At 61.5% G+C, this 16,758-nt stretch carries 13 protein-coding genes and 1 pseudogene; 9 read left to right on the top strand and 5 right to left on the bottom strand.

Annotated elements, in window-relative coordinates; translation table 11 throughout:
- The first annotated feature begins 16 nt into the window (after positions 1-16).
- Complete coding sequence (locus U5A67_RS17570) at positions 17-1,483, top strand: APC family permease (RefSeq protein WP_321815481.1); 1,467 nt, start codon at positions 17-19, stop codon at positions 1,481-1,483.
- A gap of 4 nt (positions 1,484-1,487) precedes the next feature.
- Here U5A67_RS17570 and U5A67_RS17565 read toward each other — a convergent pair whose 3' ends face one another.
- Positions 1,488-2,486 (bottom strand): fatty acid desaturase, encoded by a 999-nt coding sequence (locus U5A67_RS17565; protein WP_415767858.1) that lies wholly within the window; start codon positions 2,484-2,486, stop codon positions 1,488-1,490.
- Between the two features lie 47 nt (positions 2,487-2,533).
- On the opposite strand from U5A67_RS17565, the gene U5A67_RS17560 reads away from it, so the two are divergent.
- A complete protein-coding gene (locus U5A67_RS17560; protein ID WP_321815480.1) occupies positions 2,534-3,358 on the top strand; it encodes a phosphate/phosphite/phosphonate ABC transporter substrate-binding protein in 825 nt (274 codons plus the stop codon).
- A gap of 223 nt (positions 3,359-3,581) precedes the next feature.
- Positions 3,582-4,601, top strand: coding sequence for a sulfate ABC transporter substrate-binding protein (locus U5A67_RS17555; RefSeq protein ID WP_205980563.1), 1,020 nt, complete (start codon positions 3,582-3,584; stop codon positions 4,599-4,601).
- A gap of 87 nt (positions 4,602-4,688) precedes the next feature.
- On the opposite strand, the gene U5A67_RS17550 is transcribed toward U5A67_RS17555, so the two are convergent.
- Entirely contained in the window at positions 4,689-5,918 is a 1,230-nt protein-coding gene (locus U5A67_RS17550) for an SfnB family sulfur acquisition oxidoreductase (RefSeq protein WP_321815479.1), read from the bottom strand.
- 115 nt (positions 5,919-6,033) lie between these two features.
- On the opposite strand from U5A67_RS17550, the gene U5A67_RS17545 reads away from it, so the two are divergent.
- From U5A67_RS17545 to U5A67_RS17535, 3 genes are all read left to right on the top strand, one after another.
- The gene (locus tag U5A67_RS17545) at positions 6,034-7,464 is read left to right on the top strand and encodes a DHA2 family efflux MFS transporter permease subunit (RefSeq protein WP_321815478.1); all 1,431 of its coding nucleotides are present in this window, start codon (positions 6,034-6,036) and stop codon (positions 7,462-7,464) included.
- A 266-nt stretch (positions 7,465-7,730) separates the two neighbouring features.
- A complete protein-coding gene (locus tag U5A67_RS17540; RefSeq protein ID WP_205980561.1) occupies positions 7,731-8,426 on the top strand; it encodes a response regulator transcription factor in 696 nt (231 codons plus the stop codon).
- On the top strand, positions 8,416-9,720 hold the full coding sequence (locus U5A67_RS17535) for a HAMP domain-containing sensor histidine kinase (protein ID WP_321815477.1): 1,305 nt from the start codon (positions 8,416-8,418) through the stop codon (positions 9,718-9,720). Before U5A67_RS17540 ends, U5A67_RS17535 begins: the two co-directional genes overlap by 11 nt.
- Before the next feature lie 18 nt (positions 9,721-9,738).
- Here U5A67_RS17535 and U5A67_RS17530 read toward each other — a convergent pair whose 3' ends face one another.
- The gene (locus U5A67_RS17530) at positions 9,739-10,419 is read right to left on the bottom strand and encodes a Fe2+-dependent dioxygenase (protein ID WP_321815476.1); all 681 of its coding nucleotides are present in this window, start codon (positions 10,417-10,419) and stop codon (positions 9,739-9,741) included.
- A 44-nt stretch (positions 10,420-10,463) separates the two neighbouring features.
- On the bottom strand, positions 10,464-12,920 hold the full coding sequence (locus tag U5A67_RS17525) for a TonB-dependent siderophore receptor (protein ID WP_321815475.1): 2,457 nt from the start codon (positions 12,918-12,920) through the stop codon (positions 10,464-10,466).
- Between the two features lie 193 nt (positions 12,921-13,113).
- On the opposite strand from U5A67_RS17525, the gene U5A67_RS17520 reads away from it, so the two are divergent.
- Positions 13,114-14,355 carry a cystathionine gamma-synthase family protein gene (locus tag U5A67_RS17520; protein ID WP_205980557.1) on the top strand — a complete coding sequence of 414 codons (1,242 nt, stop codon included), beginning with the start codon at positions 13,114-13,116 and terminating at the stop codon, positions 14,353-14,355.
- A 276-nt stretch (positions 14,356-14,631) separates the two neighbouring features.
- Positions 14,632-15,018 (top strand): annotated as a pseudogene (locus U5A67_RS17515) (VOC family protein).
- A gap of 31 nt (positions 15,019-15,049) precedes the next feature.
- Here the strand turns inward: U5A67_RS17515 and U5A67_RS17510 are convergent.
- Positions 15,050-15,574 (bottom strand): helix-turn-helix domain-containing protein, encoded by a 525-nt coding sequence (locus U5A67_RS17510; RefSeq protein WP_321815474.1) that lies wholly within the window; start codon positions 15,572-15,574, stop codon positions 15,050-15,052.
- A gap of 197 nt (positions 15,575-15,771) precedes the next feature.
- Here U5A67_RS17510 and U5A67_RS17505 point away from each other — a divergent pair, with 197 nt between their 5' ends.
- Positions 15,772-16,755, top strand: coding sequence for a sulfonate ABC transporter substrate-binding protein (locus U5A67_RS17505; RefSeq protein ID WP_321815473.1), 984 nt, complete (start codon positions 15,772-15,774; stop codon positions 16,753-16,755).
- The last annotated feature ends 3 nt before the right edge of the window (positions 16,756-16,758 follow it).

Here is a 16,758-nt window from a genome sequence, read left to right as displayed (position 1 = left end):
TTCCCGGAATCACATCATGTCCGAACTCGCCGCTCAGGCGCGAGACGGCGGCGCTTTGCGGCGCGGCTATCTTTCGCTATCCGAATTAATTGCGCAATCGATTGGTCTTGTCGGCGCGGCCGGCGGTGCTGGCCTGCTGATTCCAGCCGTATTCGCCACGGCCGGCAACGGCACCTGGCTCGCCTATCTGCTTGCCACCATCGGCTTATTGTTTACTTCGTGGAGTATTACCCAGTTCGCTAAACGCACGGCATCGCCGGGCGCTCTGTACACCTACGCGGCACGCGGACTCGGCCCGATCTGGGGCGTCGTCGCGGGCTGGTCGCTACTGATTGCCTACGGTATCGGCGCGGCGGGCATTCTGCAAGGCACCGTCAACGAAGTCGTCGTGCTGTTCAAGGACATTGGCGTAGGCGCGGCGGGCACGGGACTGGTCGCGACCGTTACGATCACCGTAGCGGTGACGGTCGGCGCGTGGTTCATTACGTGGCGCGATATCCGTCTATCGACGCGCACGACGCTCTGGATCGAGATCAGCACCGTCGTACTCATTCTGTTTGTGATTGGCGCGGCGCTGTTTCTGCATCGCCGCTGGGTCGATCCGAAACAGATCACACTGGCCGCCGTGAGGCCAGATCAATTGCGTCTGGGCATGGTGCTGGCCTTTTTCAGCTTCACGGGTTTTGAAAGTGTGACGGCGTTGGGCGTGGAAGCACGCGAGCCGTTCCGGCTGATCCCGCGCGCGGTGATCGTCAGTATTCTGGGACCGGCAGCCTTGTTTCTCGTCGCGTCGTATGGGCTGGTTGCGCTGTTTCAAGGCGCGGCCACGCCGCTCGACCAGGCGAACGCACCGCTTTCCGCCGTCGCGCATGGTATCCATCTTGGCGCACTCGGCGTGCTGATCGACGCTGGCGTCGCATTGAGTTTCTTCGCCGCGTTCTTCTCGTCGATCAATGCGGCGGCGCGACTGCTCTACACTTTCGCGCGTCAAGGATTGCTGCATTCCGCCACCGGACGCGCTCACGCAGGCAACGCCACGCCGCACGTCGCCGTCACGCTGCTTGCGCTGCTTTCGCTCGTCGTGGGCGTGGTGTTTCAATGGTGCGGCACGTCGCTGTTCGACGCTTATGGCTATCTCAGCACGATTGCCACGTTCGGCTTTCTGCTGACTTATGTGATCGTCGCCGTTGCTGCGCCGGTGTTCCTGCACCGTCGTGGCGAACTCAAGCCGCAGCATATCGCGATCAGCGTGATTGCCGTGGTGCTGATTGGCATTCCGTTCGTCGGCAGCATCTATCCGGCCGCGCCGGGTGCGTATGCAGCCCTTCCTTATGTGTTTGCCGCGCTGCTGGCCGCCGGTTTCGCCTGGTTCATCGCGCTGCGAATCTTCGCACCGCATCGGCTGCACGATATCGAAGCCGAGCTTGCAGACGAAGGCGCGCAGCAAGAGGTGAAAACCGGTGCACTTGCATCGGCAACCTGATTGATCAGGCTGTAATCTGCGCCGTGCCCTGAACGTCGTGCGTTTCGTTCGCCGCGTCGAACGGATGCACGACGGCATCGGTGGCGCGCCACGCGTAGCGGCGCAACAGTTCGCCGTAGCCGCCGCGAATCACAAAATAGCCGCATTTTCTCGCGTAGTCCTGCTGACGCAGGCGATAGACACGCCCAAGCAAATACCAGGGCAACGCGGGCAGATCGTGATGCACGAGATGGTAATTGTTGTTCAGGAACAGCAGGCGCATAACGTGCCCTGCTTCGTTGATGACGATCCGAGCCTTGGGCTCCGGCGCCGCGCGATGCTCGTAGAGCGAGCGGATCGTCGCGAGTGAAAGCGCAGGCCACGTGACGGCCAGCAGGTAATACCACCAGGGAATTCCTGCCCAACGATCGAGCACGAACAGCAATAAGGAAACGCTGAGCCCATGCGCGATCCACATCGGCGTATAGCGTCGATCACCGTCGCGCAGCGCACGCCACGCAGCGGCAACGACGGCCGCAGCACTCATCGGCGGACCAACCAGCATGCGGCCCACAAAGCGCTTGCGTGCGTGCCACATTGCACGGCGCCATCGCGGCCAGCTTTGCCACTGCAGCCCAGGCACATAATTGCTCTCGGGGTCGAGCCCGGGCAGCGTGAGTGCTTCGTCGCGATGATGTTCGAGATGAGTATCGCGATAGAGCGTATAGGGAAACCAGATTGCCAGCGGTGGATAACCCATCATCTTATTTAGCCATCCATACGATGTGGGATGACCATGCAGGAGTTCATGCTGCATCGACATATGCCACGCACACAGCAGGATGAAAATGGGCGTGGCTCCCGCGAGCGGCAGCGTGTGGTTATGCACCAGCAACACCGTGGCGCCCCAGCCGCCATAGACAGCCGCGATCAACAGCCAGGTGGGCCATTCCGTGCGGGCAATGAAACCCGCCTTCAGCGCGGCAACTTCCCGCGCGTGATCGGCATCGAAATATTCAGCCATGATTTCCCGCACGGGCAAAGTCGCCCGCAATTGCTTAAACTGTCGCGATGAGCCAATGGATCGCCGCCTTGCCGATGTACAACGTCACGCCGCAGCACGACGCGCTGTGGCGCGCGTTGCTGCGTGACACGCTCGATACTTTCGCTCGCGCGGGTGGCCCACGCGATGTGAATCTGCCCGCCGATATCCCCGACGATCTGCTCGCGTTCTGGCGTCGCCCGGATCTGCTGATTTCGCAGACTTGCGGTTTTCCGTATCGCCTGCTGGGCATCGCAGATACCACGCATCTGCTCGCCACGCCGGTATTCGATGCAGAAGGCTGCGATGGCCCGCTTTATCGCAGCGTGTTCGTCGTATCGCGGCAAGCATGGGATCAGGGCGCACGCTCGCTCGAATCCTGCCGCGGTCTGCGTGCGGCCTGCAACAGCGCGGATTCACATAGCGGCATGAACGCCTTGCGTCACGCCATTGCGCCGCTCGCTCATGCGGGCCGCTTCTTTTCTTCGGTTAAGTGGGTTGGCTCCCATCTGAACGCGTTGCGCGCGTTGGACGCGGGCGAAGCGGATGTGGCCGCCATAGATTGCGTGACACTGGCCTACGTGCGCGATGCACTGCCGGCATGGCTTCAAAACGTTTGCACGATCGGGATGAGCGCTGCCGCGCCGGGCCTGCCCTTCATCGCCTCGCGCAGCTTGCCGGAACAACAGGCTGCCTTGCTGCGCGATGCGCTCGACCACGCGTGCGCGGCTGACCCACAACGCGCACGAACACTGCGCCTGCGTGGCTTCATGCGTCTTGCGCCCGCCGATTACGCGCGTATCCAGCAGTTCGCCGATGAAGCCCGCGCATTCGGCTACCCTAATCTCGTCTGATCGCCAAGCCTTCGACGCAGTATAAAAACGCGGTGCGCGCCACGCCAATAACGATTCGGCACATCGATATAACCCGTGCCGGCACGAGCGTCTTTATCGCCAATTCGGGAAAGCAACGCAGCGATCGATATAAGGCGTACGCACGCCGTCGATAAAATGGTTCGTCCAGGCGGCACCGCCGCCATCACATCGGCATCATCGAACAGATCACTCGGGGACCACCATGAATGGAATCGGGCGCGCCGTGCGCTTTATTGGCGCGAGCATCGTTGCAGGCACCGCATTCGCCGCACCGCTCGCGCATGCAGACGTTACGCTTCTCAATGTTTCATACGACGTCACGCGCGAACTCTATAAGGACATCAACGCGAGCTTTATCGCCGAGTACAAACAGAAGACCGGCGAAACCGTGTCGATCCGCCAGTCGCATGGTGCATCCAGCGCGCAGGCACTTTCTGTGCTGCAAGGTCTGCAGGCCGATGTCGTCACCATGAACCAGCCCAACGATATCGATCTGCTCGCCGAACGCGGCCAGCTCGTGCCCGCCGACTGGCGCACGCGGCTGCCCGATGCGAGCGCGCCGTATACCACCACGATGGTGTTTCTCGTGCGCAAGGGCAACCCGAAACACATCAAGGACTGGAGCGATCTGGTCAAGCCCGGTGTGCAGGTGGTGATCGCCAATCCGAAGACCTCGGGCAACGGCCGTTACGCCTATCTGGCCGCGTGGGGCTCTCGCAAGCTGCAAGGCGCAAGCGACGCGCAGGCGCTCGACTTCGAGCGCGCGTTGCTCAAGAACGTGCCCGTGCTCGATGCAGGCGGACGCGGCGCGACGACGACTTTCACGCAGCGCGGCATCGGCGATGTGCTCGTTACCTTCGAAAACGAAGTCGGCTTGATTGAAACAGGCGATAACGCCAGGGACTTCGAAGCCGTGTATCCATCGACGAGTCTGCTGGCCGAACCGCCCGTTGCCGTTGTCGACAAGGTGGTGGACAAGCGCGGCACGCGCAAGGAAGCGCAGGCCTACCTGACGTATCTGTACACGCCTGCCGCGCAGGAAATCATCGCGCAACATCATCTGCGTCCGCGCGATAAAACCGTGCTCGCTAAACACGCCGACGAATTCAAGCCGCTCAAGACCTTCACGGTCGAACAGGTTTTCGGTAGCTGGCAAAAGGCTCAAGCCACGCATTTCGCCGATGGCGGCACATTCGACCAGATCTATTCCGATCGCAAGTAACGCGAAATTCCGGGCAATCAAAAAAGCGGGGCGAGCATTCGATTGCCCGTCCCGCTTTTTATGCAACGTGCCTGCCGCGAAACTTACTCAATTCCACGCGTGACGCGCGGGTTTCGTCCCGTTCAGATAATAGTTGCCGACGAGGTGATACTTCCAGCGCACAGGATCGTGCAGCGTATGCGTACGCGCGTTGCGCCAGTGACGGTCGAGATTGTGCGCAGCCAGTGTCGATTGCGTGCCCGCCAGCTCGAATAGCTTTTCACCGGCGAGCAGCGCGGCTTCGGTAGTGAGCACTTTGGCCTCGCCCACCGCTACCGATGCGCGCGCCACATCGTCTTCGCTGACCGTTTCCTGCGCAGTAATTTCATCGAGCACCTTTGCCGATCGTTCGAGCAACGCTTCGGCCGCATGCAACTGAATATAAAGACGGCCGATTTCGCGTACCGTTAAAGGATCGTCGCTCGCGCGCTCCACGCCGCTATCCACCCATGGGCGCGAACGTTCACGCACGAAAGCCAGCGTATCGTCGATTGCGCCTTTGGCAATGCCCGCGTCGATGGCAGCCTGAATGATCTGCGAAACCGGGCCGTTCAGCGTGGGCAGATCGGAGACGCGGTACGCAGGCAGCAGATGCGAAGCAGCCACGCGTACATTGTCCAGCGTGACCGTGCCGCTTGCCGTGGTGCGCTGGCCGAAACCGGACCAATCGTCGGTAATCGTCAGCCCTGGTGTGCCCTGCGGAATATAGGCCAGCCAGCCACGGCGCGCCTCGTCGAGCCCGAGCACCGGCACGTAATGCGCGAATAGAGCGCCCGTCGAATAGAACTTGGTGCCGTCCACCACGTAATCGTCGCCATCGCGGCGCACGCGCGTTTTCAGATCGAGTACGTTTTTGGTACCCTTTTCGGAAAATCCATTGCCGAATCGCTTGCCCGCCAACACTTCGCCGAAGAAATAGCGCTTCTGTTCCTCCGTGCCCGTAAGCGCAATTACATCGACAAGGCCGAAGTGATTTTGCGGCAATTGACCCAGCGAAGGATCGGCGGCGGAAATGAGTTTGATCACTTCCGTCAGCGTGACGAATGAGGCGCCTGCGCCGCCATAAGCTTTCGGCACCGTAATCGCCCACAGCCCGGATTGCGAAAACCATTCAATTTCTTCGCGCGGCAAACGCCGTTCGCGATCGCGCTCGGCGGCGCCCTGGGCGAGACGCACGGCGAGCTCGCGCGCGACGGCAATCGCCTCTTCGTCGGTGGCGATGACATGCACGCCTGCCTGCGCCCCTGCGTGTTGGCCCTGCTCTCCGGTCTCTGCCATGATTTTCTCCGCGTCAATGAAGGTGCGGACAATCTAGCAACGAACCTCGCGCGCGCCAAACGAGCGATTGGCAGATCGATATTCCGTGGCGTGGCACGTTCGAGCGGTTATATTCGTGTTTCGACAGAAACCCAATAGCGAGAACCAGCAGGACATGACCGGCACGCCTACGCCCTCGCGCATCGACCCGCGCATCTGGAAAGTTGCGCTTGTCGTGTCGATAGGCTCGTTCATGGCGCAGATGGACGCGACGCTCGTGAACGTGTCGCTATCCACGATCGGCCGCACGCTCGATGCGCCCATCGCGCAAACGCAGTGGATCGTGAGCGGCTATCTGCTGGCGATGGCGCTGATGCTGCCGCTCAACGGCTGGCTGGTCGACCGCGTGGGCGCCAGGCGTCTCTATCTGTTCTGCTTCGCCACGTTCACGTTGGCATCCGCGCTTTGCGGATTGGCACACGACATCGCTATGCTCATAGGCGCGCGACTCTTTCAGGGGCTCGTCGCGGGCGTGCTCGCGCCGATGGCGCAGATGATGATAGGACGTGTAGGCGGCAAGAACATGCAGCGCGTGATGGGCTATACGACGCTGCCCATTCTGCTCGGGCCGATCCTCGGGCCCGTGCTGGCTGGCGCGATACTCGCGCACGCATCGTGGCCGTGGCTCTTTTTTGTCAACGTGCCGATTGGCGTATTGGGTATTGCATTAGCCGCGCGGATGCTGCCGCGAGATACCGCCATTGCGCAAGCGCGCCAATTCGATCACGCAGGTTTTGCGCTGATTTCGCCGGGCCTCGTTGCGCTGGTGTATGGCTTGCAGAGTGCAACGGATTTCGAAGGCATTGCGTTTATCGCAGCGGGTATCGTCCTGCTTGCTGCCTTTGTCAAACATGCGCTAAATAAAGGCGATTCCGCGCTGATCGACGTTCGCATTTTCTCGGTGCGCCTGTTCCGCGTCGCCGCCTTCACGCAATTCTTCGCTAACGGCATGTTGTTCGGTCGCCAGCTTGCTGTGCCGCTTTTTCTTATCGCCGGATGCGGGCTGTCTGCCGCGCAAGCAGGCTGGCTTGTCGCTGCGATCGGCATCGGCATGATGGGTTCGTTCGCAGTGCTTGGCGTGCTTACGGATAGATTCGGATGCCGCCCGGTTGCATCAGGCGGTGCGCTATTGGCGCTGGTCGGCACGCTCGTATTCGTGTGGATGAGCATCCACGCGTACTCGCCGGTCTGGGCGACGCTGAGCCTTTTCGTCACAGGTCTGGGGCAAGGCACTATCAGCGTACCCGCGATTGCGGCGGCTTATGCTTCGCTTCCCAAAGCACGCATGGCCGTGGCCAATACCGCGCTCAATATCGCTCAACGCATTGGCGGCCCCTTTGCAACGACGCTGGTTTCGATAGCGCTTTCGTCGGCTGCGAGCCACACGGCAATAGCATTACCGCATCATTTTCTGGCCGCTTTCTTGGCGCTGGCATTGCTCCATCTCTTGTGCTTCGTTTTCACGCTCTATCTGCCGACGCGCATCGTCCCCACGCAACCGCGTTAGTCTAAAACTCACTCGCTGGAAAACAAGCTGGTTGCCGCGCGATCCTGATAAGGATCGCGCGGTTCAAACAGTGCCCGAAAAAACTGGCAGTTAGTTGCAATATGCGAATGAAAATAAGCACCCGATCAATCCCCACCCAGGCGCGAATTCATTAATCAGGATGCCTGCTTTAAAAGCAGGGCTATTCGACGCGATTAGCCATCGATATCGACTCAAAATGATAAAATCGCGCGTCGTACTTAATCACAGGTCTTTTCCGGTCAATCATGCGTATTCTTGCGATCGAAGACGATCCTGACATTCTCGGCAATATCGCCAGTTATCTCGGCGCGCGAAATTACATCGTCGATTGCGCAATGGACGGCATGCACGGCTACACGCTGGCTGCGCAGGGCGAATTCGACGTCATCATTCTCGATCTGGCCTTGCCGCGTCTCGACGGCTATGAGTTGTGCCGCCGTCTACGCGAAGATGCGGGCTGCGAAACGCCGCTCATCATGGTGACGGCGCGCGATACGCTCGACGACCGGCTTACCGGTTTTCACGCCGGCGCCGACGATTACCTCATCAAGCCATTCGCGCTCGCGGAACTGGGCGCGCGCGTCAAGGCGCTCATGCAGCGTCCGCGCAGCCGTTCGACCGCGCGTACCTTGCAGGTTGGCGATCTCGTGCTCGATATCGACACGCGCGAACTCACGCGCGCGGGCCAGCCATTACGCTTGCCGCCCGCGCCCATGACGCTGCTGAAAATGCTGATGAAAGCGAGTCCTGCCGTGGTTGCGCGCAGCAAGCTGGAAGAGTCGCTCTGGCTCGATTCGCCGCCCGATAGCGACAGTCTGCGCACGCATATTCATCAATTGCGTCAGGTGATCGACAAACCTTTTGCGCACGCGCTGCTGCATACGGTGCATGGCGTCGGCTATCAATTGCGCGCGCCCGACACTCCCGCCGATGACGCCTGAATTCGCCGCTCAAACGCCGCCGCGCGGCGGGCGGCGCACGCTCGCGCGCGAATTCGTGCTCACCTATCTGGTGCTGGCCGTGCTGGTTGGCGGGCTGCTTTCGCTGGTGTCGATGTGGACAGTCAACCGGCTCGAACGGCATCTTCAGCAGATCGACATGGGCATGGCGCTCGAACGCGTGCGCGGCGAATTTCTCTCCGGCAAGGACGTGGGCCGTCCCGACCGCTTCTTTCACGGCGAACCCGGCGGCGACACGTTCCCGCGCTGGCTGCGTCAGGTCGAGCCCGGCTTCACTCGCCTAGAGCACAACGACCGCGACTGGCACGTCATGGCCGACGATCGCGACGGCGTGCGCTACATGCTGCTACGCGATTACACCGCGTTTGAAGAACGTCGCGCGCACTCGCACTGGGTAACGGTGTGCAGCGTGGGCGGCGGCCTGCTGGTGGCGTTTTTGCTGGGCGGCGCGCTCACGCGGCGCTTTCTGCGGCCGCTCACGCGACTCGCGGAACAGGTCGTCACGCGTCCCGAACTGCCGCCGCAAACGCGCCTGGCACAAGCTTATCCCGAGAATGAAATCGGCCGTCTCGCGGCGGCATTCGACATCACCTATAACCAGCTCGAAGCGGCATTGCAGCGCGAAAAACTCTTTACCGCCGATGTGAGCCACGAGTTGCGCACACCGCTCACGGTGATATCGAGTTCATGCGAATTGCTGCTCGACGATCCTGCGCTGCCCGCTGCGAATCGCGCGAAACTGCAACGCATGCACGCGGCCTCGCGCGAGATTCACCAGCAGCTTGCGGCGTATCTGATGCTCTCGCGCGGCAACGCCGCAGCAGACGGCTTCGCGCAAAGCGATATCGCCACCGTCGTGAATGAAGAAGTCCTTCACTGGTCGCCACGTGCGACGCAAATCGGTTTGCGCATGGAAAGCGCCATTGCGCCACAGAATGCGGTTGTGCAAGCGCCCTACTATCCGGCCGCGCTGCTGCGCATCGTGCTCTCCAATCTGATCCGCAATGCCTTGCAGCACGCCGCCAGCGGCACGTGCATCGCCATACGCGCAAGCGCAACCACATTCGAAGTCGCCGACGATGGCCCAGGTATCGCCGATACCGTAAAACCCCGCGTTTTCGCACCTTTCGTGCGCGGCGGCGCGGCGAACAGCGACAACCTGGGCCTCGGCCTTTCACTCGTGCAGCGCATCTGCGAACACCAGGGCTGGCGCGTGACGCTGGACACCGCACCGGGCCAGGGCACGCGCTTCCTGATCGATCTGTCGAAGCGCTGACGACGCAGCGCTAAAGCGTCAGCAGTCGGCCCACATGCGCAGAAGGTTGTGGTAGCAACCTGTGAGTTGAATCAGCGCATCGTCGCTGGCCTGCTGCTGCGTGAGGCGCTGGATCGCGACATCCATCTCGAGCAGCAGCGAGCGCTGCGCATCTTCGCGCACCAGGCTTTCGACCCAGAAAAACGAGGCGATACGCTCGCCCCGCGTCACCGGCTCGACCTTGTGCACGCTCGATCCCGGATACAGGATCATGTGCCCGGCGGGCAGCTTCACGCGCTGCTCGCCATAGGTATCGCGAATCACGAGTTCGCCGCCGTCGTAAGTCGATGGATCACTCAGAAACAGCGTGGCCGAAAGATCCGTGCGTACCCGTTCACGCGACGCCCGAATACCGCGCACGGCATTGTCGATATGAAAACCGAACGCCTCGCCGCCCGTATAGCTATTGAATAGCGGCGGATAAATCCGTTTGGGCAGCGCAGCGGACATAAACACGGCATCCTTTGCGAGCCGGTCGATAATGTCATCGCCAATTTCGCGCGCGAGCGGGTCGTCGCCTGCCAGTTGCCGGTTCTGTTTGACACGCTGCGATTGCGCGCCCGCCGTGACCTTGCCGTCGACCCATTGCGCGGCGCGCAACCGTTCGACCAGCACGGCCGATTCCTGCGGGCTAAAGACGCCCGGTATTTCCACGATCATCGATTTATCCTTTCTATGCGCCTTTACGGGCTTCTACGCGGCCATCAGAAACGCACGTCCGCCGACAGCAGCACCGTACGGCCCGCACCCGGCACGCCATAAAGCTGGAAGCCGTCGAGCGACGCGCCAATCGCCGAGTAATAGAACTTGTTGAACAGGTTCTGCACATTCAGGCTCAACGAGAGGTTCTTGCTGACCGTGTAATGCGCCGCCAGCGAATGCAGCCAGAAAGCAGGCGCTTTTTCCGCGTCGTACACATAGGTCGGATGCGTGCCGCTCGCACCGCTCACCGTGCTGCTGTTATTGCTCTGGCCGCCCACGTATTCATTGTCGGTATAGCGGCGCGTGCCGACGTATTGCACGCCATAGCTCACGGAGAATTTCGGCGTCACTTCATAGGTGGTCCACATATTGAAGGTGGCATTGGGCACATTGGCCGGGCGCTGGCCCGCGTTGGCGCCCTTGGTGATGCGCCCGCGCATCGCTGCAACCCCTGCAAATGCAGACCATTTATCGGTGATGTTGCCCGACACGCCCAGTTCGATGCCATCGACGCGCTTGGGCGGCAACGCACGCACCACGCTCGACGTCGTATCGCCGTAATCCCACGAATCGCTCAACTCCGTGCGAAAGAGCGCGCCGGTCAGCGAAAGACGGCGCTCCAGCAAGTCCCATTTCGAACCCACTTCCCAGGTCTGCGCGACGGCCGGTTTCAGGGTGGCGCTCGCGCTCGAGGTGTCGCCGTAAATCACGTTATTGGTCGACGCCCCCACCGCCGAGGGCTGCGACGCGCGGCTATAGCTCGCGTAAATGCTGCCGAACGGCAACGGCTTGTAAGTCACGCCGATACGCCCGCTAAACGCACCGTCATTGCTGCGCGCCACGCTATGCGCATTGGCCGCGCCGCTCACCTGCTTCACCGAGAAGCGGTCGTAACGCGCCGCGCCTTCCAGAATCCACTTCGGCGTGAGCGTGACGGTATCGCGCACGTAGACCCCGCCGTCGCTGACCGCTGCGTAATCGCCGGTGGTGCCTTCCATCGTCGAGACGCCGCTCATGCTCGTGCCGTAGGCGTTGGTGAGATCCATCACCGGATTCGTCGATGGCGCCATCACGCTGCGCGGCAGATCGCCATAACGTTCGTGATAGAACTCCGCGCCCACCACCAGATCGTGATGCACGCCGCCCGTGTCGAACGACGCGTTCACATTGGTTTCGTTCGCAACGATGTCGTAACGCTTGGACGTGCCGTAATTACTGCCGCGCAGCACCGCCAGCGACGACAGATTCGGGTCGGCCGCATAGCCGCTGTACGACAGCACACCCGAAGCGCTCGTCACGAGCGAACCGGTGCCCACATAACCGTATGACGTGCCCGAAGTCGAATTGAAACGCGCGGGCGCGAGCACCGTCGTGCGATCGGTCTGCTCCCAGCGCGTGAAGTTCGAGATGCGCAGGTTGTCGCTGAATTCGTGCTCGATACGGATGCTCGCGCGGTCCGTGGTCGAATGATCCTTGTAGAGATCGGGGTCGCCGTACCAGCCGTTGCTGGGCACGCCCGGCATGCGCTGGCCGCCCGTGCCGCGTTCGATCGGCACGCCGGTATCGGGCACGTTGTTGTCCTGCTGATGCAGATAGTCGAGCGTCACCGTGGTAGGCGTGCCGAGCCCCATGGCGAGCGAGCCCGCCACGCCCCAGCGGTCGTCGTGCACGATCGCGCGGCCGTCCACGTCCTGCGTGTGGCGCATGAGGTTCAGGCGCAGCGCCGAAGTCTCGCCGATCTGCTTGTCCAGATCGGCCGTCACGCGCCGATAGCGGGCCGAACCCAGCGTCGTCGACAGATGATACGCATCGCCCAGATGCGCCTCTTTCGTGACCAGATTGACGCTGCCGCCCGGCGCGGCCACGCCCGATTCGATCGTGCCGGTGCCCTTGAAAACCTCGACGCGCTCGACGTCGAAAGTGTCTGAGCGATTCGCGAGGCCCGCATCGCGCATCCCGTCGATGGTGATGCTCTGCTCGCCCGAGAAGCCGCGAATCGTGAACATATCGCCCCAGCCGAGATTGCCCTCGCCCGAAGTGAAGGTGATGCCCGGCACGTTCTTGAGGATGTCTTGCAGGCTCTGCGCCTGCTGCTCGTCCAGCACGCGTTTGGGCACGATGGCGACGCTCTGCGCCATGTCGAGAATGGGCGCGGTGAACAGATCGGACTGGACGAACTGCGTCTGATACGCCGACGATTTCCCGCTCACCACGACCGTGGGCAGCGTCTCGCCGGCCTTGGCGGGCGCGGATTCGGCCGCTTTGGCCTTGGTTTTTGTGTCCGCGCTCGTTGTCTGCGCGACTTGCGCCGCTTGAGTGGCTGCTGTGGCTTGAGCGACTTGTGCGGTCTGGGCCGCCTGTGCGTGCGCCGACGGCACCGCCGCGCAGCCGAGCGTCGCGCCCAGCAGATTCACCAGCAGGCTGGACGGACAGCCCCACGTTCCCCGATTCAACTGCATGTACTCACCTAATGCAAATAAGAATGATTGTGATTTGCAATGGTAAGCAAGGGCGTCTCAAGAAAATGTTAAGACGGGGTCAGGCTCCCAGCCGCGCCCAGGACTTCGCGACCCACCGGTTACAGGCGATAATCGCCGACAGGTTAGAGATTTCAATGCCGATTTGAATGCGGATTAGACAAGCGGAGAAAGGATGAGCAAGCAAGGCTTCACCACCAGCATCGTTCACGGCGACCGGATTTCGGGCAGCGAGCACGGCGGCGTGCGCCAGCCGATCCACACCTCGGTGCAATACGGTTTCGAACGCGTCGAGGATCTGATCGGCGTGTTTCAGGGCACGAAAAAAGGCGGCTTCAACTACGCGCGCCAGGGCACGCCCACCACGGCCGCGCTCGAGCGCAAGATCACGAGCCTGGAAGAAGGCGTCGGCACGATCTGCTTCGGCACCGGTATGGCTGCGATCACGGCCACCTTCCTCACGCTGCTGCGCGCGGGCGATCACATCGTCTCCAGCCGCTACGTGTTCGGCAACACCAACAGCCTGTTCGGCACGCTGCGCACGCTGGGCGTCGAAGTCACGACCGTCGACGCCTGCGATGTCGAGAACGTGAAGAGCGCCATCCGCCCGAACACGCGCATGATGTTCGTCGAAACCGTCGCCAACCCGGGCACGCAGATTCCCGACCTGCAAGGTATTGGCGCGGTGTGCCGCGAGCATGGCGTGGTGTATGTCGTCGACAACACCATCACCTCGCCCGCCCTGTTCAAGCCGAAGGCCGTGGGCGCGAGCCTCGTCATCAATTCGCTGACGAAGACGATCGCGGGTCATGGCGCGGCGCTGGGCGGCGCGGTCACCGACACGGGTCTGTTCGACTGGAGCGCGTATCCGAACATCGCCGACGACTATCGCCGCTCGGCTGCGAAGGACCAGGGTCTGCTGCAGATCCGCAAGAAGGGCCTGCGCGACATGGGCGCGGCGCTGTCTTCCGAACAGGCGCACACCATTGCGATGGGCGCGGAAACGCTGGCGCTGCGCGTGAAGCAGAGCAGCGACAATGCGCTCGCGCTCGCGCAGTTCCTCGAAGCGCATCCGGCGATCGGCAAGGTGTTTTATCCGGGCCTGAAGAGCCATCCGCAATACGAAGTCGCGCAGACGCTGTTCAAGGGTTCGTCGTGGCTGCTTTCGTTCGAACTGCTCAACACGGAACGCATGGTCGACGTGGTCAACGCGCTGCAATTGCCGATCAAGGCCACCGGCCTGGGCGACACGCGCACGCTGATCATTCCCGTCGCGCCGACGATCTTCTTCGAAGCCGGCGCCGAAACGCGCAAAGCCATGGGGATTTCGGACGGCATGCTGCGTCTGTCCGTGGGCATCGAAGATATCGACGATCTGATCGCTGACTTCTCGCAGGCGCTCGCGCTTGCGGCTTAACGCCATGTAGTTTCCGGTCGGCCCGGTTTTCGCCGGGCCGACCTTCCCGCCTGCATCGCGCCAAACGCGAGCATCGACTTTCCTCAGCTTGCCTTTTCGTCGTAAAGACCCTTGTAGCAAGGGCTTTTCGTTGCGCCGCGCATGGAGCGGCAATGCGAGTATGCGAAGCCAGGCGCTTCTCTTATTCTGTTCTCACTGAATGGCGCAGCAATTTTGCCGCCGCCACAGCAAGCGAGACAGACCATGAAAGAAGCCACTCAAGATGTGATGCAAACCATGAAGCTCAATCATCTGAGCTTTCCCTCAGCCGATACCTAGGCCACGGCGGCATTTTTCGAGCGCTATCTGGGCTTTACGATCGCCGGTAGCTGGGACCGCTCGTTTATCCTCAAGCGCCCGGGCTACGACGTCGTGATCGATCATGCAGGTGCGGATACGCCCGCGTGGCCGGAGAATTTCCACCTTGGCTTTGAATTGCCCGATCTGGAAGCCGTAGAAACGCTCTATGCGCGATTCAAGGCCGAAGGCGTGCAGATGGAAACAGACGTGTTCAATAACGGACGCGGCTCGCGTTTCTTCTGCCGCGCACCTGGCGGCGTGATGTTCGAAATGAATACGCGGGTGGATGCGGCGCCGGAATATCAGGGGACTTTCGATAATTGAGGGCGTTAATTTCGGGCGCGCGCTATCACCATCAGGATTCGCCTAACACGCGCTGATTGCGATCGTCGATGACTTCGTGCGTGGTGGGCGTCGCGCCCGGCCCAGGCACGAAGCGCACATCCTTGAAGCCCAGGCGGCGTTTATTCTTGCCTTGCACCTTGAGCGTTTCCACCGGATGCCCGTTGACGCGGTCAACCAGTTCGATGGGCGGTTTGCCGTTTTTCGCCAGCCAGCGGTCGCCCCATTGCATTAGCGCGACCAGTACCGGATAGAGATCGTCGCCTTTTTCGGTCAGACGATAACCATCGGTATTCGCGCGCTCCGCCAGCGGATAACGCTCGATAATGTCGAGTTCGATCAAGCGCGCGAGACGGGCAGTAAGCACGTTGCGCGCAATCCCCAAACGGCTCTGGAATTCGTCGAACCGTGTCGTGCCCTGCGTGCACTCGCGCACGATGAGCAAACTCCACCACTCGCCCACTTCTTCCAGCGCGCGTGCGATCGAGCAGTTCATTCCTTCGAAGCTTTTACGGTACATGGTCGCGTTATCGCTCATATCGTTTCGTCAAACAACTATACACCCAGAGAGCCGCCGCCCCTATTTCTCTCCCACGAAATAAGTAGCAGAAATACTTCGAAGCGATTCGTTGACCGGCGCGCGAATCGCCGCGCATCATGCGCGTTCGCCGTGCATCATGCGCGTTCGCCGTGCATGCACGCATTCGAGCTACTTCATTTCCGGGCCACACTACGATGTCGAATTCCCCGCACGACCGCTCCAGCGCGAATGACACGCGCCGTCTACTTCTTAAAGCCGGCGCAGCCAGCGCTCTGGCGCTGTCTTTCGGCAGCCGCGCGGCGCGTGCGGACGACACGAAAGTGCTGCGCGTCGGCTATCAGAAGTACGGTAACTTTGTGGTGCTGAAAGCGCAGAAGGCGCTCGAAAAACGCCTAGCTTCATCGGGTTTCGCCGTGCAATGGCTGGAATTTCCCGGCGGCCCGCAATTGCTCGAAGGACTCAACGCCGGTGCCGTCGATGTGGGCGCCGTGGGCGAGACACCGCCGATTTTCGCGCAGGCCGGTGGCGTGGATTTCGTCTATATCGGCAGCGAACCGCCCGCGCCGCGCGGCGAAGCCATCGTCGTGCAGCAGGATTCGCCGATTCGCACCGTCGCCGATTTGCGCGGCAAACGCGTGGCGCTCAATCGCGGCTCGAACGTGCATTACCTGCTGGTCGAAGCGCTGAAAAAAGCCGGTCTGCGTTACGAAGATATTCAGCCGGTTTATCTCGCACCGGCCGATGCGCGCGCTGCTTTCACGAGCCATAGCGTGGATGCGTGGGCGATCTGGGACCCGTACTTCGCGGCCATCGAGCGTCAGGCCAATGCGCGCGCGATTGCCACCGGCGAAGGTCTGGTGCGCAATACGCAGTACTACCTCGCAGGCCGCAAGTTCGCGACTGCGCATGCGCCGGTTGTTCACGCGCTGCTCGACGAGATCGCGGCAGTGGACGCCTATGCACGCGACAATATCGCCAGTGTGGCCACGCAACTCTCGCCACTGGTTGGGCTCGATGCCGCCACGCTGGAAGTCGCGCTCAGACGCGCGAGCTTCGGCGTGCAGCCAGTCGATGCCGCCACCTTCGCCTATCAGCAGCAGATCGCCGATACTTTCACCGACCTCAAGCTGATCCCGAAGAAGCTGACCGTGGCGCAGGCGCGTTGGGATGCTGCCTGAGGG

The organism is Paraburkholderia sp. J69-1, from assembly GCF_905220255.1.
GTDB lineage: Bacteria > Pseudomonadota > Gammaproteobacteria > Burkholderiales > Burkholderiaceae > Paraburkholderia.
The sequence above is the reverse complement of the archived record's forward strand: the minus strand, read 5'-3'. Positions and strand labels throughout refer to the sequence as shown.